Raw genomic sequence first — 20,298 nt, 5'->3', positions numbered from 1 at the left:
TTTCGGGCAACAAGCTGACCTTCACGCCGGTGAAAGACTGGAACGGCACGACAACCCTGACGTACCGCGCCACTGACTCCAAATCAGCTACATCCAACACCGCCACCATCACGATCAACGTGCGGCCGGTGAACGACAAGCCCGTGGTACACGAGAAAACTGCAAGCATTCCTGAGGACACGAGCACGACGATTCGTTTGACCGTTAGCGATGTTGACCTGGGTATCGAAGGCGATTCGCACACTTTTGACATCATCGGAACGCTCAACCCCGCCGAGGGTTCGTTCAGTTTTGCTGGCTCTGACATCACCATCACGCCGGCACAGGACTGGAACGGCACACTGAGTCTGAGCTACCGCGCTCGGGACAGCCAAGGTCTGTACTCAGAGCCTAAGCCGATCACGGTCGAGGTCACCTATGTGAACGATGCTCCGACAGCGACTGAAGCCTTTATCCCTGCCAAGGAAGGGATGGCCAGTGACCATGTGCGCCCATCGGTAACCGATGTGGATCTGCCCTACGGCGACGAGCATTCTTTCGAGATCCTGACTCAACCGGCGAATGGCTCGGCCAAGTTGGTTTACGGCATGCTTGAGTACACGCCCAACCCGCAGTTCTTCGGAGAAGATAGTTTCACAATCCGGGCGACAGATAAGGCTGGGGCCAGCGTGGACGGCGTGGCCAATGTGGTGGTTGAGAAGTTCAACTATGCACCTACCGACATCGTGCCGGGTGAAGTGGTGCTGTACGCAGGCATCGGTGGCACCACGCAACTTCAGGCGACCGATCCTAATAACTGGGGATCGCACACGTTCTCGGTTGTGGGCCAACCCGAGGCCGGCACTGCGAGCATAGAAGGGAACACGCTGACACTGCGCACGGATGACGACAAACCGACCGTCATTCGGGTGAAGACGACCGACCAGGACGGAATGATCTTCGAGAAGGACATCAAGATCAGGTTTCAGTCGGCATGGGCGATGTTCGAGGGCCGGGAAGTCGAGCAGAGTGGTTCTGCACCTACGGTGCCGGCTGTCACCACTTTCATGACCTATCGCAACGGTAGCTATGGCCTACAGGTGAGCAGTCCCGAGCTGCTGGCTGCACTGGGTACCGATATTGTGGCGGCTGTATCGCCGGATTCTGCGGTGGGTGTGAAGCTTGAGCATCGCGACCTTGAGCCGGATCTAGGCATGCGGCTGACGCCTACCAAACTGCAGCCCAGTTATCTTGAGGCGAAGCTGGCGGGCCTGAAAGCGGGTGTGGATGGAACGGCGAATCTTTACCTTTCGCGTGCTGACATGAGCGGGCCGATCTATGCCATCCCTGTGAATGTCTGGACTCCGAAAGGCTCGCTGCAGGCTGACCGCTGGGAGGTAAAACAGGGGCTCGAAACTGCTCAGATAAGCTTCGCATCCGAGGGTTCCGCATGTGCGGTTCTGACATCCGAGCAGCTGGTCAAGCCGAAGAATGTCCTGCAGGAGCCTACCTGCTTGATCGAGTGGGAAATCACCCCTACGGAATGGCGCGACACCGGACATGCCAACCTGCTTTCTATGGTGGCTATTGGCGGCGAGGTCGGGCAGTTCCCGGTCAGAGCTAAGGCCTATGTGTTCGATCCGAAGGGAGGCAAACACTGGATCGCTGACTTTTCGCATGACCTGAAAGTGGTGTCGCCCACGGGCCTGCTGCAGCTCGGACTTAAGCCGGCGCCAGAGCAGACCTATCAGGCCGTGCAGGAGCTGTCGCTGCTGCTGCGCGCCCAGGACAACGATGTTTGCGAACTGACGACAAACGAAACGATTGCGCGCAATGCGGCGAAGAACTGGAACCGCTCCATGTGCTTTATACGCTGGACCGCGCTGCCCGAAGGACTGTCACAGAGCACCACTTGGCATGCACCTCAGTTGGTCGGGGCGGCGTCGGTACTGGGACAGCATTCAATCGCATGGAAAGCATCGGTATTCACGCCTAGCGGTCAGGAGGTTGATCTGACACATGGCGCCCATGAGGTAGAAGTCATCGAGCCGCCTGCCATCGAGATCGAGCTGCCGCAGGAGAAGAAGATCGATGAGAACACCTACTGGGTGTCGCAGCGAGGAGGCTATGTCGGCAGCCTTTCCATAATGGCGCTGCCTGCGAGCATCGACCTCAAGCTCAGCCGTGACAGTACCGTTATTGAAAAGGGGACTTTCCCGAGCTATGGCCGTAACCAGCGGCTGATGCGCAGTCTCGAAGGCACGGAAAAGCCTCTGTGGAGCCTAACGCCGTTCAACATAGACGCGCGCTTTACCAAGCTGCCAGCGGTCGAGACGGTCAAGGAAGTACAGCTTTACGCTGTTCCGCACGAGCAGATTCTGCCAGTAATCCTTAACGACGAGCGGAGCGTTCTGGATAGCGTCGCGCTGCCGGTAAATGTCCAGATGCTCGATACCCAGTACCCGCAGGATGGTTACAACCTGGCGACGATGGGGGATTGGGACATTCGCCTGCTGATGACCTCTGCTGGCATCAACTATGAGCCGGTGACTGACTGGGAACCGATAAACGAGGAGGGGATTGCCAGCTTCGAGCTAGACCTTGCAATGCTGACGAACAAGGCGGTTCGGGTCATTGCTGAGGCGCGTGTGCGCTCGCCGCTGCCGGGCTATGAGTCAATTCGGCAGTCCAACTACCCGATGTTCCTGACCATATTAAACGGCGAACCGCTGGATGGCGTGATCCAAGCACTGCGCGTTATTGGTGTGGCCCCGCTGCGAAACACCTTCTATGCCATGACGGTGGATCGCTTCGAGGCAAAGGACGTGGGTGATGTTCGCTGGGAGATGAGCACGGACAACGGCGTCACCTGGGATACAGTCGAGAACACCGGCAAGATTCCGCAGCGTCTCTCGATGACGTTTGAGAAGGGCACTTACCTGCTTCGCGCTGAGATGACAAACCGGAACTCGGGAGCCAAGTCGATGACCCCCCAGATCGAGGTCATAGCCTACGAAGTCCCGACAGCGCGGCTAAAAGGACCGAGCAACGTCTTCATCGGCGACGTTGGAAGGTTTGTGCTGACTGACCTTAACGGTGAAACCCTAGACACTACAGGGATGGTCGTCGAGTGGTCAGAGGATCGAGGAGAGACATGGGTACAGGGCACAGGCGAGTACGAGCTGACGCGCGACCAGGCTGAGCGGGTCTACCTGATGAGCCGGGTGAAATTTGCGGATTCGCCTGATGACAGTCGCGTCTACAAGAGGCTGCGGGTAGGTGTTGCGTTTCGCGCAGTCCGACCGCCGCGAGTTCAAATCATCGGCCCTGGGCGTCCTGAGGTCGGAAAAGAGGCGACTTGGCGAGCCAATATGATGATGCCCTATCCGAAGATGGATCTGACCATGGATGGGTACTTCATTCTACCGACAGGGGAAGAAGTGCACGAACGTGAGGTGTCCTATACCCCGACCATGGAAGACTTCAACAAGGAGCAGAGCTTTTTGGGCTTCATGGGCTGGATCAACGGTTACGAGGACATGGGCGGTAAGGGTCTAACTCAGCAGCGGTTGATTTTCTGGTCGTATGACTGGCCTACCTGGGCGATCAAAGCCAGAATTTCGGCCGTCTACTCGCCTGCCGATCTTGACCTGCAGGTGCGTTCGCTCGGTCTGTTCAGGGAGTTTGAAGAGCTGGAAATGGACTGGGACATCCCGCCGTATCCAGGCCTTGAAATCATCAAGGACACTTCGCAGACAAGCCGCTCCCTGCGGATCACCGAGCCAGGCACTTACACCTTCGGTGTGCACGTAAGTGATGCGCGCGGCAACTACACCTACGCTGAAACTGAGCTGGAGTTCAGCGATCCACTGCCCTACGAGGTAACTCTTTCTTGGAGTGGCGATAACCAGGCCAATCGTGCTCCGTTGGGTGTTCTGATTCGACCAAGCATTACAGGAGGCCATCCAAAAGACCGAATTGAGACACGCACGTACACGCTCAATGGTGATCCTCTGGAGGGTTCGGGCAACTATGGCCGTGCCGTCTTGGACAAGGGTGAGCATACGGTACGGTTGGAGATTGGATCGATGATGGGTCATACCGCTTCTGGCGAGACGCATATCAAGGTCGAGTCCAATATCCCGCCGAGCTGCAGCATCGAAGTGGTCGAAGGTCGGTCAAGCTGGATCGCCCGCGCCAGTTGTGCCGATGAAGATGGGCGTATCGTTCGGCATCTCTGGTATATCGACGGCGTACAGCAGTCGCTATCGTCCAGTTCGATCTCGATACCGATGTGGCGCTACCCGAATGGGGAGCCGATAATCACGCTGATCGGCATCGACGACTCGGGCGCGGAGTCACCAACCGTGGCGAACTACTGATGGAAACAAGGGGCCACGCGATGGCCCCTTTTTTCGTGCCTAAAACTTACAACGATCTGGTCGAATACCGGCACAAATAGGCGTTTTGACTATGGACAATGGTTGCCGAGCGCAGGCCCTGCGCATATTTGAAGGAGCGACATGCGATGCAACTGAGTAAACCGGCAATGCAAACCCTTATCCTGGCTGGGGCCATGATCGCGGCCACCGCTGCGTTCGGCGGTACCGGCGGGGATGACTTCGACAGTGTGTGGATTCAGCTCACTGACTGGATGCAAGGCACCCTTGGCCGCATCATCATTGGCCTGATGGTGCTGGGTGGTATCGGTGCCGGCGCGCTGCGCCAGTCTCTGATGCCGTTTATCACAGGCGTGGGCGGTGGCGTTGGCCTCTACGCTGCACCGGACGTAATCGAGTCGATCATGACCGCAACCGTTCCTGCTACCCTGGATGTAATCGAAGCGCTGAACACCCTGCCGGTAGGGCTCTGAATCCGGGATAATCCCCTTCCTGAGCCTTCCGCCAAAGGCCGTCTAAACCGACCAGAATCTGGTAAGTTTAGACGGCCTTTTTCTTTCCCCTCTCCCTATCCTGTGAGCATCCTCCCCGAAGAGAAATGCTCATGCCCCGCGTTCTGATCTCCTCCATTTGTGCCTTGGCACTTGCCACAGCTACCACTACCGCGTTCGCGCAATCGAAAAAAGACAACATGGTAATTCTGCCTGCGGCGGGCATGGTTGCCATCGAGAAGGATGGCAAGTTCGCCGTGATCAGCGACAACGGCCGCTTCCTCATTCAGGGCATGCTGTACGACACCTGGACCCAGAAGGAGCTGAAGACCCTGCAAGAGGTCAAGGTCGCCGCCAACTACATCCCTATCGATAAGGCCAATGTGGGCTTTGAAGATCTGGCTCCGATGACTGTCGGTACCGGCGACAAGGCCATTACGATGTTCTCAGATCCGGCCTGCGGCTATTGCAAGGAAGTGATCGCCGAGGCGCGCAGTTCACTACCTGAAGGCTATCGGCTCGATGTTCTGATGCTCCCCCTGCTAAGCGACCGCAGCGCCTCCCGCACGAAAGAGTTGCATTGTGCTGAAGACAAGGCGGCTGCCTGGAAAGCTGGCGTGCAGGGTGACCTGACGACACCTCTGGCGCAGAAGCCGGAGGGGGCCTGTGATGTCGATGTGATTGGCAAGCGGCGAATTACCGCCCAGTTCCTTGGGGCACGCAACGTGCCCTTCCTGATTCGTGATGACGGCCTTACCCGCGAGGGCAAGCCGACTGAAGGGCTTCGTGCCTGGATTGAAAACAACCGAATCTGAGGAATCGCAAATGCTGTCGTCGTTCTCCGCGCTCATCAACCAGACCCCCCGGCTGTCGAAGCTGATCAACGGTCTAGCCTATGACCCGAACCTGCACCTGTTTCAATTGGCAGGCAATCGTCTCGGTTTCGCGTTCCTCTGCCAGCCGCTGGCCGGCTCCTCCGGTGACGAGGGGGCGCGCCTTAAAGCCGGCTTAACCGTGGACTGGCCTGAAGGAACCACGATTCAGTTTTCGCTGATCTGCACTGAAAACATCAACCGCATCAAAACGAGCTTCACGCGCATGCGTCAAGCATTCATGGAAGCCGGCAAGTTCGATATGAGCAAAGAGACTCTGGACTTGCTGCAGCGTGTTACCCATGCCCGTGCTGACTATCTTGCCGAGCGCACCTTGGAGCCGGTGGACAAGATCTCCGGGGTGCGTGTTCGTGAGCAGAGCTTGGTCATCTCGGTGACCATGCCGATATCCAATGCCACGCCTTCTATGACCGAAGCGACGCGAGCAAAGGACCTGTCGGACGGCCTGGGCACCTCGTTGGATAGTTGCGGCTTGGCCCCAGTGCCGCTGACCAACGATCTGTACAAGGAAATCTTCACCTCAATTCTCAACCAGGGACAGCATGCCAGCTGGCGGGAAGATCCACAGATCACCGCAGACGAAGACAAGCCACTCAACGAGCAGATCCTAGACTTCAATCGCGCGGTTCAGGTCCGCCCAGACCGAATTCTGATCGGCGACGATTGCATGCTCAAAACGCTGAGCATCAAGAAGTTTCCCGACATCATGTGGCAAGGTGAGGCATCGCAATATCTGGCCGACATCATGTCCCAGCGCGGCGGTATTCGCGGCAATTGCGTGATTACCATGACGCTCTTCTTCCCCCCTCAGCTTGAAACGAAAGACAAGCTGTCACGCGGTCGAAGCTGGGCCATCAACCAGACCCAAGGCCCGATGGCCACCTTCGTTCCGAAGATCGTCCAGAAGCGAAACGCATACGAAACACTCTTCACTGATCTCGACAAGGGCCTGCCCAACGTACAGGCCGCAATGACACTGGTGGTGTTCGGTCGAGACAAGGAAGAGCTGACGCAGGCTACCTCCAACGCAAAAAGTCATTTCTCTACGCAGAGCTTCACCTTCATGGAGGACCGTTATGTCGTCCTGCCGGTGTTCATTAACGCGCTGCCGATGTGTGCGGACCCTGACGCGATCCGGGACATGTTCCGCTACAAGACAATGAGTCTGGCTCAGGCACTGCCGCTACTGCCTATTTACGGTGACTGGAAGGGTACCGGCACGGCCGTGGCGCCATTCATCTCGCGCAACGGGCAGCCCATATCGTTCCACCTGTTTGACTCGGACACCAACTACAACGGAACCATCGCTGCTCAGTCAGGCTCGGGCAAATCGTTCCTGACGAACTATCTGATCACGTCCTACCTGTCGATTGGAGCGAAGGTCTGGTGTATCGACGTGGGCCGTTCCTACCTGAAAACCTGCGAGGCCTATAACGGCGACTTTGCAGAGTTCGGCCAGGATTCGAAGCTGTGCCTCAATCCTTTCGAGCTGATCGAAGATTATTCCGAAGAAGAAGACGTGCTTGTTGGGCTCCTCGCCGCTATGGCAGCACCCACCGTGCCGCTGATCGACCGGCAGACGGCTGGCCTGAAGAAATATCTGACTCAGGTATGGGAGATCAAAGGCAAAGCGATGATCGTCGATGACATCGCCGAGGCTCTGCTGCAGGACGAAGATCCACGAATTAACGACATCGGACACCAACTCTTCGCCTTTACCTCCAAGGGTCAATACGGGCGCTTCTTCAACGGCAAGAACAACCTCGACTTCCGCAACCCTTTCACCGTTCTTGAGCTGGAGGAACTGAAAGGGCGCACCCACTTGCAGCAGGTAGTGCTGCTGCAGCTCATCTACCAGATCCAGCAGGACATGTACCTCGGTGAGCGCGACCGGCCGAAGCTGGTAATCATCGATGAGGCATGGTCATTGCTGAGCCAGGGCAACGTGGGTGAGTTCATCGAGCATGGCTATCGCCGCTTTCGTAAATATGGTGGCAGTGCCATCGTGATTACGCAGGGTGTCAACGACCTCTATCAGAACAAGGTCGGCCAGGCTATCGCCGAAAACTCGGCATTCACTCTGCTGCTGGGCCAGAAAGCCGAGGCCATTGACGCCATCCAGGAAAACAAGCGACTGCCGCTTGGAGACGGTGGTTTCCGCATCCTCAAGACCGTGAAGTCTTACAAGGGCCACTACTCCGAGATTTTCATGCTCACACCGCGAGGAGCCGGTATCGCGCGGTTGACGGTGGATGAATATTCGAAGCTGTTGTACTCGACGGCTCCCGAGGATGTTCAGGCGATCCGCAACTACACGATGGCCAATGTGCCTCAGCACGAGGCGATTCTTCGTGTGCTGCGAGATCGCGGTGTGGCCTTCAAGTCCAGCGCTTACGAGGAGGTCTGATGGGCCTTCTACGGTTTGACCCGGAACAGGCGGTTGTGCGAGCCGAGGCCCGCGCAGCGGCGAAAAAACTTCGCGGTGCACGTCCGATGCCCAGCGCACGATTCTTGGTCAAGGGAAGCTTACTGTCCTTGGTTGTGGCCGGAATGATCGTTGGCCTCGCACATCGTTACAGCATCGCCATCGCACCTCAGGAATACCTGTGCCTACCGCCATACCGGATCTGGATCATCGACAAAGGCGACCGCGAGCCTGTGAGGGGCGGCATTTACGCCTTTCATTCGGTAGGCCTCGGTCCGATCTTTCAAGATGGAACGAAGATCGTGAAGGTGCTCGAAGGTATGCCCGGTGACACCGTGAAGGTGGAACTTGAGCAGACCACGATCAATGACCAGGTGGTCGGGGAGGGCCTTGCCGTAGCCACCGAGAAGGGGATCGATCCGCAGCGATACGTGCGCGAGGGGGTGATCGCCCAGGACCGTTACTGGTTCTTCGGCAAGACCAATGACTCTTTCGACTCTCGCTATTGGGGATCGGTCAAGGGTGAACAGATTGTGGGAAGGGCATACCCGATATGGTGAAGCATCTCGTTGGCGTGGCCATCGCGCTTGCGCTCTTTACCTCAGCAGTGGCCGGTGAACTTGGCATCAAGCCAATCGATATCAGCACGATGGACCCGCAAATTCTGGAACAGGCCCGGCAGGCTGTCCGCGATGGGGAGAGTGCTCGCCAGCAGATCCCCGAGACGGAAACGCGATGGATTGAGCGGCTTGCGTCGCAAAGCCCAGTGCAGCTAGAGCAGCTGCAGGGGGCCGGTAACTCCGAGCAGCCCAGCAAAAAACATCCGCTGGGTGATGGCGTGCGCACGCTGATCTTTGTTTCCTGGTCGCTAGGCGCCACGGCCATCAAGGACATCTTGACCAGCTACGATGGACGCCCTGCAACAGGCATCGTCTTCCGGGGTATCCCTGAAGGCATGAAGATGGTCGATGCAGTCACCAAGATGCACATGCTCACGCAGGAAACGCAGAGTCAGGTTAGCGTGCTGCTGGACCCGCTCGCGTTCCAGCGACATGGCATCGAAACCGTGCCGGCTATCGTCCTGGAAGATGAGAGCGACGAGCTGCTGGTGAAGGCCTCAGGGATATCTTCGACTCGCCTGGTCGATCAGGCGCTGTCGGAATCGGGCGAGAAGGGGCGCGACCTCGGTGTGTATGGACCAACCAGCGAAATCATTGAGCCTGATTTCCTGCAGGTGGCCAAGGCACGCATCGAAGCGCTGGACATGGAGGCCATGAAGAAGCGCGCTATCGATCGTTTCTGGCATACCCAGACCGGCACACCACTCCCGCCCGTTACTACGCCCGCAACACGGTTCGTAGACCCCAGCGTCATCATTCCTGCTGACCTCAAGGACGCAAACGGCAACGTGGTGCAGAAAGCGGGGCGAATAAATCCGCTGGAAATGATGCCGTTCAATCAGAAACTCGTTGTGATCGATCCCACGCAACCTTGGCAGGTTCGGCTTGCCCAGCGGGAATACGGGGCGCATGGCGATGAGCTGTTTGTGACGGTGATGGCGACACAAATACCGCCTTCCTCTGGCTGGGATCTTTTCCAGACTGTGGAGGACGCGATCAATGGCCCCTTGTACCTGCTGCCGGGTGACTTGGCGCATCGCTTCCAAATCCTGCGAGCACCATCGGTCGTGACGGCCGAGGGACTTATGTTCGCGGTGCGCGAGTACACCCGAGATGAGCTTGAAGGAGCAGAAAAGTGATGAGGCGGATCAAACGGTTCCTGCCGGCAATAGCGGCGTGCTTGTTGGTGATCTTCTCCCTACCAGGGACAGCATCAGCCGCTGATGCGATGTGTGAGGACTCTGGCATTTTCGGGCCAAAGCTGTTCACTGATATTTGCTGGGCGTGCCTGTTTCCCATCAAGGTTTCCGGTGTGCAGATCACCCCCGGCACAGCTCCGGCGAAAGCCTCGAAGCAGGTGTTCTGCGTCTGCCAAGAAGGCACCTCGGGCATCTACAAGCCGGGCATCATCACAGCAATGTGGGAGCCAGCGCGCATCGTTGAGAATGTCCGCAAGCCCGGCTGCTCGCCCACTCTCGGTGGAGTCACCCTGCCACTTGGCTCCAAGCGTTCCTATGGCCGGCTGGTACAGGACCATGCAAAGCGCGATGACATGGAAGACGGGTCTTTCTACCAGACTCACTACTACGCCTTCCCCTTGCTGCAGATCCTCGACCTGTACACGCCGACCAAGTGCAATCCTGATGGCTATCTGGACGTGGACATCATTTCCTTCACCGAAATTGACCCAACCTGGGGGAACGCAACGCTAGCTTTCTTCCAGCATCCTGAATCGGCAGCGGTGGCCAACCCGGTGGCACGCGCGGCATGCGCCGTCGAGTCTGGCGCCTTAGCCGCTGGCCAGGAGCCCCTGGAGTCGATGTGGTGGTGCTCCGGCACCTGGGGCGGAATATATCCGCTGACGGGCCATGTATCAGCGCAGGACTTCAATCGCACCTCTGCATTGATCAGTGCCCGCTTGCTGAGCCAGCAGCACCGTCGCGGACTGGCGAGAAGAACGATGGGTGACGAAAACGTCTGCACGGCTGGCATTTACCCAACCATTCCGAAATCCCAGTACAAGTTCGCACAGTTCTGGCCCAAGGCAATGACGCAGGAGGGAATGTGGATCGGTGAACACCCCTATCACTGGGACGGCGGCACGAATCGACACGTTCCCGGCACCCTCAATGACAGCATGTACATGATCTGGCGATGGACTGATTGCTGCTCAAAACTGTAGTGAAGCGCTAACAAATGACTGAATTTCTCTCTCTCTATCTCCCGCCGACCATCGCGATGGCCATCCTGGCAGGCTTTCTTCACGTTCGTCTCATGGAGACGCCCGCATACCGGGGCTGGTGGGGCGAATACAAGGTGAACCTGATGCTGCGGCTGTGCTTGAGCGGTGAGTACACCGTGTTTGCTAACGGCATCTACCGGGGAAAAACTAAGGGTGAAAGTACCCAGATCGACCATGTGGTGGTTTCCCGCTACGGGATTTTCGTTCTGGAAACCAAGGCCTACAAGGGCAAGATCGTCTACGACCCTCTGCAGCCAGACCAGTGGCTGCAGATCGTTGGGCGGCGCAAATACAGGATGCAAAGCCCTTTGCTACAGAACTATGCCCACGTCAAAGCTGTTCAGCAGGTTGCAGGAGTCCACAGTCAAAAGATCCACAGCTACGCGGTCATGGCGGGAAGTGCTGACTTTCCAAATGGCAAGCCCGAGCGCGTCTATGGCATCTGGGAAGCGGTGCGCAAGATCCAGAGCTACAAAACACCTATCTTCTCCAGGCGGCACACGGACGATATCTGCGCGTCATTGCGCCGTAGGCGCATCAGAGGGGGGTATTGGGCCGGCAAACGTCATGTTGAACGGCTACAGGCCCAGACGAAAGGAGGCAGGAAGGATGCGGATCAGGGGTTGTAGTAGAGGTAGATTCCGATGGGAATGCCTGCAATAGAGCCCAGCAGCATGCCAATGCCTATCGCAGCGAAGAGCTGACTGTCCCAGAGCGGTACTCGTACCGCATGGTTACCCATATCAACCACGTCCAGCTCGAAGTCCTCCAGCGCATCAACCTCTTGCGGCCCAAGGGCCGCAAGAGCTTTCCCCTCATTTGCCGGGTTGGTGGGATCGTCGTTCCGCTCCCGCCGAGTCCTCCCCCGCCTCACCGGGACCGCATTACCAGCATCAGATGACATGTTTAGGAGCCCTCAACTGATTCGCCCTGCATAAAGCAGGGCGATGTCGGTACGCGTGAATCAGCGTTGCACTACGCAACGGCTTCCGCCTTGGTTTCAACCGCTTCTTCAACCGCCGTGTCGGGCAGTTCGCTGGGTGCGTCTGTGATCTCGTGTTTCTTCTCTTCCACGGCGATCTCAGCGAGCACTTCCTGGTCTTCCTGATCGTAGGCGCTCTTTTTCGCTGTCTGGCTGAGCTTGTAGATATTGACGAACAGGCCCTTGAGCTGGCGAGACTTGAGCTGGCGGAACTGATTCGCCTCGTCCGTTTCCATGATGCCCATCAGCCAGACGGTATCTACCAGGATGATGAGGTTGTCGAACGCCAGCAGCAGATCCACGGCACGCTTGAGTTCAGGCGTAGTGATCTCGACCTGCGTCGAGCGCGGATTGTTGTACTCAGCGCGATCAGTGATCCGCTGGGCTTTGAGCACTGCTTCGAGGCGGGCCGAGTCGTCCTTAATTTCTTTCTCGAAGTCGGCAAACAGCTTATTCAGCGCCTTGGTAGCGGCCTTGTGCTGCTTGGTGCTCATGTTCAGCCGCGCGAGACGCTTGCGCGAAATCACGTCAAGGGTGAACAGGGCAAGGGAGACGTTGTTGAGCCAGGTGCCGATGTAGTTCTTGGCTTCCTGGGTCTTGAAGGTAATCGTCTGCCTCATGATTGCAGTCGAGTACGGTGCGCGCTTGGCTATAGGGGTAAAGGCCATTGGGATAACTCCGTGATGTTGGTGGCAACACCATTTCACCAAACCGCGCAGCACAAAAAACGTCCAATCTGACAACATTGTGGTAAGCAAAAGGATTCGTCGGATACCGCACGCATCTGGTTGACGAAACGCGCTCGACAGCTTCAAAATTCAGCCAAGCACTCATGTTCTCCGTAGTGCTTGCGAAACATCAGCCTCATCCCCGCGCCTCAGCGCAATGAATCTTCGTCAGGTGCATGTTGCACTCGACAAGAGCCTGAACCGATCTTCGGCCAGGCAGCCCAGCATCATCATGTGAGCTGGGTACAGCCAAATCGGGGCTTCATCCGATCTAACCAACGGCAAACAGAAAGAGCGTCCCACTAGGGGCTTTTTTTGCGTGCCATAAAAACCCGCAGCGGGGAAAACTCCCTGCGGGGGTTTCTCCGTCTGCAGCAAGCAAACGGAGAAATGAAATGGAAAATCTGAAGGTCAAAGTCATCCTGGGATATAGCGTCCTCGCTACCTTTCTGGGAATGATCTATCAGCCGGAAGTGGTACGTGCGCTGATGCCTCTCGCGCTTTGTGTCGTGCTTGCAGCGTTCGCGATGTACGCACCAGACATAATTCGAGCCGTCACCACCAACCTCAAGTCCCGCCGAAGCTACACCATGGCGAGCAAGACGTTTCGCGTTAAGTGCACCACCCCGGTGCCTGCACGCGTGACAGCCATCCCAAGTATCGATTACGACAACTACATCATTCCCACCTATCTGCGCTGCCAGGAGGTGAAATGATGATTCGCGTCGATTTCGATAAGCCAACCTACCTGCGGGCCAGTCTGGGCCTCGCAATACTGTCACCCCGTTCTCAGCACCTCCTTCCGGGAGCTGATGACGAGGTTGCGGAGCCAACCTTGGAACCTGTCGTCATCAACCGTCTTTTCAACGGAAGAGCACAGGTCAACACCGATGTTCAATCTGAAGAAATTCGAGGGGAGTTGATCCCCTTCAAGCCCGACGACTCCGATGATCAGGAAATCCAGTCATCTGAGAAGGGCGTTGAGTTGAGCTTCGGTGGCATCGCGGGCAAGTCAGTTACCGGCCTGTATGGCGGTAGCGGACACGCCCCTTACCGCTTCAACAAGAAAAATGGACCCTCATTTTTCTTGCGAGTCGGTGAGCACCTGATCTGGGGTGTTGAGCTGGCCCCTGAAATTCGTCGCTCCGGCGCGGAAAAGGGGGTTAGCACAATCAGCGTCACCTTCATGGGTAAAGAAGCAGTAACGGTGCTCAGGAAGGCGAATATCAAAAACGGACAACTCGAAGACGAGTGGGTACCCACCCATAAGAACCTTTGGGAGGTGAGAAAACTGTCTTGAACCCAGCGCCCGGCCGTAACAGGCCGGGTTCCTTACGATTGGAGGTCGTCATGTCAAATGTATCCTCGGGCAACTACGCCCCGGAAAAGCAAGATGTGCTCGACGCCGCAGAAGGGCGCTGGGACGACATCTTTCAGTCACTCGCTGCAGAGCTTCTTCCGTTCCAGAAACGGCCGGGATGGCATGGTCCGTGTCCTGTCCATGGCGGGGAAGATGGTTTCCGAGTGTTCAAAAAAACCGCTGATACTCACAGTGGAGGCATGTGCCAGACATGTGGTGTCAAAGCCGATGGCATTGCGCTGCTGATGTGGGTAAACAAATGGACCTTCAGCGAGGCGCTGGCTGAGGTGGGTGCGCGGTTGCGGATAAAAGATCCATACGGGCGGTATGCCGATGGTGACCGCGAGCCGCTACCCCCTAAGCCTGCTGTTCAAGCGAAAGTCCACAAAGGGCCAAGTGATGCGTGGATTCGAGAGTCACTGCGCAAGATTTGGAAGGGCACTGTACCCCTCACAGATCCTGCAGCAGAGCCGGCACGGTTGTATCTGCGCTCACGAGCAATTCTTTGTTGGGATCGTGCAGGAATGGAGCGATCCGTTCGTTTCCACCCGGCACTGACCTACAAGGATGAAAAGGGAAAGCTGCAACAGCACCCAGCAATCGTCACGTTGGTGATATCACCGGCAGGTGACGGGATAACCGTCAATCGACTGTACCTAACACCTAAAGGCGAGAAGGCACCACTGCGCGACTGCAAAATGATGTTCCCTATCCCGAGCGACCGCACACTTCCAGGTGCTGCAGTCATCACCTCGCGAGCCAGCGAGGTGATTGATGTTGCCGAGGGGTTGGAAACTTCACTGGCCATTGAAACAGCACTGGGACTCCCGGTGTGGCCAATGGTCAACACATACCTGATGGAGCAGTTCGTTCCTCCGGCCGGTACCAAGGCTGTCCGCATTTGGGCAGACAAGGATCGGAGTGGGGGTGGTAGGAAAGCCGCCGAAGCACTCAAGGTTCGGCTGTGGGAGATGGGCATCCGTGCTCAGATCAAGATGCCACCCATGGAGATTCCAGACGGTAAAAAATCGGTCGATTGGAACGATGTGCTCATTGCACTCGGACCGCTCGGCTTCATGACTCACGAGGCCCACCGCGCTACGCGGTAGGCCTCGTGCCTTTTTCAAACTGACCAGAATGTGGTTGGTTTAGACCACCTCTCCGCTATTGCCATCAGGATAATGAGCCGCACTGTTCAGTTGCCGGCATTCACGATGGCCTATTCAAAACTCCCAGTTCTGCTCATTGCAACGATGCTTTCGAGTGCCAATGCGGCCACCTCCACGAAGGATGTGCAGAAAGCCGAGTCCACTCCTGCAATCGCCGGCTCGTCGTTTTACGCCGATAAGGAACGAGGGTGGTTCTGGTATGAAGAGCCAGAGCCGGAGCCAGAACCGGAGCAACCGAAAGAGGAGCCGCCTGCTCCAACACCGCCTCCGCAGCCGACCGAGAAAGCTGAGGAGTTACCCCCTGTTGGTAGCGTCGCCTGGCTCCAGATCATGATCCCCAAGCTCAAAGAAGCCGCCATCGACGATCCATCAGAGGTGAACGTCAAGGCCTTCTACTACGCCCAGCGCCTGATGATGGACAAGGCTGAGCGGTTCTCCAGGGCGTCGATGCAGACGATCAAAAACGAGCCATTGCTGGATGAGGATCTTCGATATCCGACATCGAACGCCGCATCGAGCGCACTGGCCTCGGCTGCCGAAGTACAGAAGAAAGAGCTGCTGAAAATCATCGCAAACGATGCAGCGCTGATGATTTTCTTCAAGGGCCGCGACTGTGCACTGTGCGGACAGGCTATATCAGCACTGCAGGGATTGGAGCACGCATATGGCTTCACCATCATCCCTGTGTCCATGGACGGGGAGCCCCTACCAGGGGGGGAGTATCAGAATCTGCAGTATGACGCAGGCCTGGCGAAACACCTGGGGATCATTACCACACCGGCTATCGCAATGGCGGTTCCGCCAAACGATGTTCGCATCATCAGCTACAGCACGATTTCGCTGGAGGCTGCCAGTAATCGCATCCTGCAAGCGGCAAGCGATGTTGGGTTGATCTCCAAGGAAGAGATGAACGCCACCTCTCGGCTGGCGCAGATCGGCTTGATCGCACCAGAGCAGATCGTCGATGCGCCCGCTGATCCGACCAAATCACCCGAAGACTTTGTGAACGCAATGCGCGATGCCGCAGTTCGTGCTTTCGATTTCCAGAATGGAGAAGACCAGTGAGGATTAACGCTCTCGCATTTGCCGTTGCTGTAGGAATCGCCATTCCCCTAACGGCCTCTGCCACCATCGAGCAACAGGTCAACAGCATGTTTGGCCAACTCATTAACGTGACAGGTCCTGGCTCATACAAGACCGCTTCGCGGGGTGTCGTATCGGGTGGCGGTATTGTGCTGCGAAATCGCATTACCACTTCCAACCTGATAAGCATCACGCCACCCTCTGCAAAAGGCGGCTGCGGCGGTATCAACCTTTACACAGGCTCTTTTTCATTCATCAATGGCGAGGAGTTTGTCGGGCTGATGAGAAACATCGCTTCCAACGCGGCCGGCGTCGTGAGCGGCTATGCATTTGAAGCCGCGCTGGATTACATGGATGCGTCAACTGCAAGCATCATTCGAGGGCTGCGCAACAACATCCAGCGCCTAAATGAGATGTTCTCGAATTCATGCCAATTGGCTACTGGGGTTATAGATGCCGGCAGGAAAGCATATGCCGAACATAACGATCTGAAATCGGCTGCCACTGGCATGCTTGAGAACGTAACGTCTGACTTCTTTTCATCCAAAACTGCAACTGCTACATCACCGTCAGAGCGGCTTGCAAGCGCAGGCAAGATGAAGCCGTGTTACAACACAGGCAACGTCATGTGGTGCGGCTTGCGCAAAATGGGGATCGCTTCACACCTCACTAGCGGCAACGACGAGTTTGCCGAGTTGATCATGTCGATTGTCGGTACACATATCCTTACCCTAAAAGATAATGATAAGGGTGGAAAGGAGATAACTGCGTCCCCAATCCAGCCGACTATCACAGACCGATCAATCTCCCTTTTTGTGGATGGGAGTAAGGGGTCGGACGAAAAGGTACTCAGCTGTGATTCCGATGACAAAGAGCAATGTTTGAACCCATCTGTTCGAACACTCGGCTCATTCAAAGGTTTGAAGCAACGCATCATCGATGACGTTAGAACCTCAGGTGTTTTCGACAGGCTGGCGAACGGAACTGCGTCTGAGGCTGATGGCGCAAAAGTTCAGTATTTCATGTCCAGCGCTGTTGGACACAATCTTATGCGTGTTATTCAGAAAGCTGGAGCAGCTGAGGGCTATATCTACTTTGAAGAATTTGCACATGTCATCGCCATCAACGCTGCATATGCAGCAATTATGGAGCTGATTGACGCTGCCCACGCGGGACTAACAGGCGTTGACTTCGCTGAAGCGGAAAAAATAAAAGAGGATTTGCGTGCCGCGCGGCAACGAGTCACAAGCGAGTGGACAAAAGAACTCATGAACGGAACCAATTTCCGTGATGCAGATAAGCGAGCTTCTGAGATTCTGCAATTGGCTGAGAACAATGATAATGGCAAAACAGTTCAAGGTCGTCAGAACCAGGGGGCAGGGAGCTAATTTATGTCCATGAACATTTATACGACTGGCAGCGGCGAGTTCCTTGAGATAATCCTGAACGCAAGTGCCATGATTACAGGCTCTGGATTCAGTGAGGATCTGGCGCGCATCGGCTTTCTAATTGGTTTGGTGCTGCTCAGTTTCCAAGCAATATGGAACGGCCAAGGCATTTCATTTCATAAGGCGGGTATGCTATTCGTTGTATACCTGATGCTTTACGGCCCAACAACTACTGCCGTCATTGAAGATACAACGACGAACCAAGTCCGCATTGTAGATAACCTCCCTATCGGGCCTACGTTTATTGGCTCCGTCATATCAACTGTGGCCTACAATATTACGAAAACCTCAGAGCAGGCTTTTTCGACACCATCTATGACGAACTACGGTTTGTTTAGCAGTTTGAATACACTGGCCAAAGTGCGCGACGTGCTTAGAAATCCGCTAGCGCTTGACTCATTTGTAAACTACCGGAGAAACGGTGGATGGGATCTTCCGAAAAGCGTAAATGAGTATCTGACGTTCTGTACGCTTAACCCGATCAACCTTAGAAACTATACGACTATCGACGAACTTTATCGTGGCGCCGGACTGGAATCCGTTCTTGCTGCGCCGCTTATATCGCAGTCTGCGTACATATATGACGGGCAGCCTAATGGGCGTCTGGACTCATGCACAAATATCCAGCCTCGCCTCAATGCAGCCATCCGAGAGGCGATGATGGATGTGATGGGTGAAATTCTGGATAAAGGGTTTGCAGCTGAGAAAGCTGCAGGCAAGGTTACTACGCAATTTGAACTGCAGGCGCAAATTGACCAGTCTATCCAGAGCTTTGCCATGAGCGCCAAGAGTGCTCAGGGCTACACCGAGATGTCGCTTATCCAACCAATCTTCGGTGACGCGCGTGTCAATGCGTTGAACCACTGGCAGGAACAGAATGCCGCTCTGGCACTACGAGAATCGCTTAACCATCAAGAGATCCAGTGGGCCGGGAAGGGCGACACCTTCAAGCACTATATGCGTCCCATGATCGCCTTCTTTGAAGGTCTGCTGTATGCGATGACTCCGTTCATGGCATTCGCCCTGGTACTCGGCGACAAGGGCATGTCGATTCTTGGGAAGTACATGGTGCTTCCCTTGGCAGTCGCGCTTTGGATGCCCCTGCTGAGCATCGTAAACGCCTTTACCCTCTGGTATGCCGGCGCGGAGATGCAAGCAATCTTTGACGGGTACGATGCAACCTCGCAAAGCTTTGCAATGCTTCAGTTGCTCGATATAGATCATGCCATTTCCAAAGCTCTAGGCGTCGGAGGCATGCTCGCAGCATCGGTACCGCCGCTCGCGCTCTTCATCGTCTCCGGTTCAGCCATGGTTGCAAATAGCATCATGGGACAGATGACTCAGGGCGATAAGTTCCGCACGGAAGATGTAATGCCTCGTACTAAGGATCAGGCGCCGATTATGGACACATCGGCCAGCTACACGTCTGATCAGATGACTACAGGTGCAAGCGTCACGGGCGCGCGAGCAACAGCACCTAAGTTGTCTGTGGCTGCAGGAGCTGATGCAACTGTTCAAAGCAGCCACGCAAACGCGCAACAAAAAATATCCAACCTTCAAGAGACTCTTCAAAGTGGAGCATCGCAGCTCTCTTCAACATCTGCGGGAAGACAACAGCTTTCGCAAATTGGCGACCAGCTGCAAACGAATCTAAAGCTCGGTGAAAGCACAAATTACAATGAGGCTGTAAGGAAACTTTCCTCAGCGGGATGGAGCCAAGACGAAATTAAAGCTGGCTCAGCATCTGGCCATCTGGGCGGTTCCCTTCCAATGGGTCTGGCTGGCGGAAGGCTGGAACAGTCTGCAAAGTTTCAGCAAATGAGTTCCGAGCAGCAGCAATTAACGAAAGAGGGCGTTCTTCAGCTTCAGCAGGTTGTAGACTCCAATAGGAGCGACACAGCTACGTTTGCTGCAGCTGAAGCATTTACCCAAAATAACCAAGCCATGGAGCAGGTATCTAATAGCGATACAATCGGAAGAACGCTCACGGAAGCGAAATCGGCACAAGCTACATATACAGATACCAAGGCTTCTAGCCAGGGCTGGAGAAGCCAGCAAGACCTTGACATAGGACAGGCTGCGGGTAAGGCAATTGCAAATAGCGGCCTCACAAAACACGCGGCTGCACTGGGCATACGAGAACTTGCAGGACAGAATGAACAGGACTACGCAAGTATTCGCAACCTGATGAATTCTGCTAGTGTTCAGCAAGCCACTACGGATAATGATGAAAGAATCATTGCCGCCTCTATGCTTCATATGCAGCAAACTGGAAGAATGGGTGAGTTGGTAGACTCTCAGTTCTCTCCATTCGACTTCAAGGTTGATTCTGGAAACTCAAACGAACTTGCAGGCCTGAAAGGAGCAGCGCCCGACACCTCTGGTATGGATGATCGCTTCGAGAATGCTCGTAGGGGCGCAGCTGGCGCATTCTTAGAAATGAATGACATGAATACAAGTGGCTATCATTCTATGAAA

16 protein-coding genes are annotated in these 20,298 nt (G+C 55.7%); 14 read left to right on the top strand and 2 right to left on the bottom strand.

The genetic code is table 11. The features are described 5' to 3' along the window. Positions 1-14: 14 nt before the first annotated feature. The 8 genes from LO50_RS10825 to LO50_RS10790 all read left to right on the top strand — a co-directional run bounded on the left by LO50_RS10825 (position 15) and on the right by LO50_RS10790 (position 11,679). Complete coding sequence (locus LO50_RS10825; RefSeq protein WP_269078974.1) at positions 15-4,361, top strand: tandem-95 repeat protein; 4,347 nt, start codon at positions 15-17, stop codon at positions 4,359-4,361. Between the two features lie 146 nt (positions 4,362-4,507). Beyond that, on the top strand, positions 4,508-4,852 hold the full coding sequence (gene traA / locus LO50_RS10820) for a TraA family conjugative transfer protein (protein WP_026012508.1): 345 nt from the start codon (positions 4,508-4,510) through the stop codon (positions 4,850-4,852). A gap of 131 nt (positions 4,853-4,983) precedes the next feature. Continuing rightward, positions 4,984-5,685 carry a DsbC family protein gene (locus LO50_RS10815; protein ID WP_173425588.1) on the top strand — a complete coding sequence of 234 codons (702 nt, stop codon included), beginning with the start codon at positions 4,984-4,986 and terminating at the stop codon, positions 5,683-5,685. A gap of 10 nt (positions 5,686-5,695) precedes the next feature. Next, positions 5,696-8,170, top strand: a complete 2,475-nt coding sequence (gene traC / locus LO50_RS10810; protein WP_044314990.1) for a type IV secretion system protein TraC — start codon at positions 5,696-5,698, stop codon at positions 8,168-8,170. Continuing rightward, positions 8,170-8,748, top strand: a complete 579-nt coding sequence (locus LO50_RS10805) for a S26 family signal peptidase (RefSeq protein ID WP_052816817.1) — start codon at positions 8,170-8,172, stop codon at positions 8,746-8,748. Before traC ends, LO50_RS10805 begins: the two co-directional genes overlap by 1 nt. Continuing rightward, on the top strand, positions 8,742-9,947 hold the full coding sequence (locus LO50_RS10800) for a TrbC family F-type conjugative pilus assembly protein (protein WP_044314989.1): 1,206 nt from the start codon (positions 8,742-8,744) through the stop codon (positions 9,945-9,947). The genes LO50_RS10805 and LO50_RS10800 overlap by 7 nt, the downstream gene beginning before the upstream one ends. Further along, positions 9,947-10,990 (top strand): TraU family protein, encoded by a 1,044-nt coding sequence (locus LO50_RS10795; RefSeq protein ID WP_044314988.1) that lies wholly within the window; start codon positions 9,947-9,949, stop codon positions 10,988-10,990. The genes LO50_RS10800 and LO50_RS10795 overlap by 1 nt, the downstream gene beginning before the upstream one ends. Before the next feature lie 14 nt (positions 10,991-11,004). After that, complete coding sequence (locus LO50_RS10790) at positions 11,005-11,679, top strand: nuclease-related domain-containing protein (protein ID WP_044314987.1); 675 nt, start codon at positions 11,005-11,007, stop codon at positions 11,677-11,679. On the opposite strand, the gene LO50_RS10785 is transcribed toward LO50_RS10790, so the two are convergent. Next, positions 11,667-11,954, bottom strand: a complete 288-nt coding sequence (locus LO50_RS10785; RefSeq protein ID WP_152623968.1) for a hypothetical protein — start codon at positions 11,952-11,954, stop codon at positions 11,667-11,669. The two genes, LO50_RS10790 and LO50_RS10785, sit on opposite strands and share 13 nt — an antisense overlap. A gap of 71 nt (positions 11,955-12,025) precedes the next feature. Further along, positions 12,026-12,700 carry a DUF1845 domain-containing protein gene (locus LO50_RS10780; RefSeq protein ID WP_044314985.1) on the bottom strand — a complete coding sequence of 225 codons (675 nt, stop codon included), beginning with the start codon at positions 12,698-12,700 and terminating at the stop codon, positions 12,026-12,028. Positions 12,701-13,155: 455 nt separating this feature from the next. Here LO50_RS10780 and LO50_RS10775 point away from each other — a divergent pair, with 455 nt between their 5' ends. From LO50_RS10775 to LO50_RS10750, 6 genes are all read left to right on the top strand, one after another. After that, positions 13,156-13,476 carry a hypothetical protein gene (locus tag LO50_RS10775; RefSeq protein ID WP_019406563.1) on the top strand — a complete coding sequence of 107 codons (321 nt, stop codon included), beginning with the start codon at positions 13,156-13,158 and terminating at the stop codon, positions 13,474-13,476. Further along, positions 13,473-14,060: a hypothetical protein gene (locus LO50_RS10770; RefSeq protein ID WP_019406564.1), complete on the top strand. Its 588-nt coding sequence runs from the start codon at positions 13,473-13,475 to the stop codon at positions 14,058-14,060. The genes LO50_RS10775 and LO50_RS10770 overlap by 4 nt, the downstream gene beginning before the upstream one ends. Positions 14,061-14,110: 50 nt before the next feature. Next, complete coding sequence (locus LO50_RS24125; RefSeq protein ID WP_080587306.1) at positions 14,111-15,229, top strand: DUF7146 domain-containing protein; 1,119 nt, start codon at positions 14,111-14,113, stop codon at positions 15,227-15,229. A gap of 105 nt (positions 15,230-15,334) precedes the next feature. Then, positions 15,335-16,354, top strand: a complete 1,020-nt coding sequence (traF, locus tag LO50_RS10760) for a conjugal transfer protein TraF (RefSeq protein WP_044314991.1) — start codon at positions 15,335-15,337, stop codon at positions 16,352-16,354. Then, positions 16,351-17,760, top strand: coding sequence for a conjugal transfer protein TraH (locus LO50_RS10755; RefSeq protein ID WP_019406567.1), 1,410 nt, complete (start codon positions 16,351-16,353; stop codon positions 17,758-17,760). Before traF ends, LO50_RS10755 begins: the two co-directional genes overlap by 4 nt. Before the next feature lie 3 nt (positions 17,761-17,763). After that, a partial coding sequence (locus LO50_RS10750) for a conjugal transfer protein TraG N-terminal domain-containing protein (RefSeq protein WP_044314984.1) occupies positions 17,764-20,298 on the top strand: 2,535 nt, incomplete at its 3' end.

The organism is Stutzerimonas stutzeri, assembly GCF_000935215.1.
GTDB lineage: Bacteria > Pseudomonadota > Gammaproteobacteria > Pseudomonadales > Pseudomonadaceae > Stutzerimonas.
This window is presented reverse-complemented; position numbering and strand designations above follow the sequence as displayed.

Bases quoted from the DNA above. Each gene is read 5' to 3' on its own strand.
- LO50_RS10775 (WP_019406563.1), top strand. From the start codon at position 13,156: ATGGAAAATCTGAAGGTCAAAGTCATCCTGGGATATAGCGTCCTCGCT.
- LO50_RS10800 (WP_044314989.1), top strand. From the start codon at position 8,742: ATGGTGAAGCATCTCGTTGGCGTGGCCATCGCGCTTGCGCTCTTTACC.
- LO50_RS10785 (WP_152623968.1), bottom strand. From the start codon at position 11,954: ATGTCATCTGATGCTGGTAATGCGGTCCCGGTGAGGCGGGGGAGGACT.
- traA (WP_026012508.1), top strand. From the start codon at position 4,508: ATGCAACTGAGTAAACCGGCAATGCAAACCCTTATCCTGGCTGGGGCC.
- LO50_RS10780 (WP_044314985.1), bottom strand. From the start codon at position 12,700: ATGGCCTTTACCCCTATAGCCAAGCGCGCACCGTACTCGACTGCAATC.
- LO50_RS10790 (WP_044314987.1), top strand. From the start codon at position 11,005: ATGACTGAATTTCTCTCTCTCTATCTCCCGCCGACCATCGCGATGGCC.
- LO50_RS10805 (WP_052816817.1), top strand. From the start codon at position 8,170: ATGGGCCTTCTACGGTTTGACCCGGAACAGGCGGTTGTGCGAGCCGAG.
- traC (WP_044314990.1), top strand. From the start codon at position 5,696: ATGCTGTCGTCGTTCTCCGCGCTCATCAACCAGACCCCCCGGCTGTCG.
- LO50_RS10795 (WP_044314988.1), top strand. From the start codon at position 9,947: ATGAGGCGGATCAAACGGTTCCTGCCGGCAATAGCGGCGTGCTTGTTG.
- LO50_RS10815 (WP_173425588.1), top strand. From the start codon at position 4,984: ATGCCCCGCGTTCTGATCTCCTCCATTTGTGCCTTGGCACTTGCCACA.
- traF (WP_044314991.1), top strand. From the start codon at position 15,335: ATGGCCTATTCAAAACTCCCAGTTCTGCTCATTGCAACGATGCTTTCG.
- LO50_RS24125 (WP_080587306.1), top strand. From the start codon at position 14,111: ATGTCAAATGTATCCTCGGGCAACTACGCCCCGGAAAAGCAAGATGTG.
- LO50_RS10770 (WP_019406564.1), top strand. From the start codon at position 13,473: ATGATGATTCGCGTCGATTTCGATAAGCCAACCTACCTGCGGGCCAGT.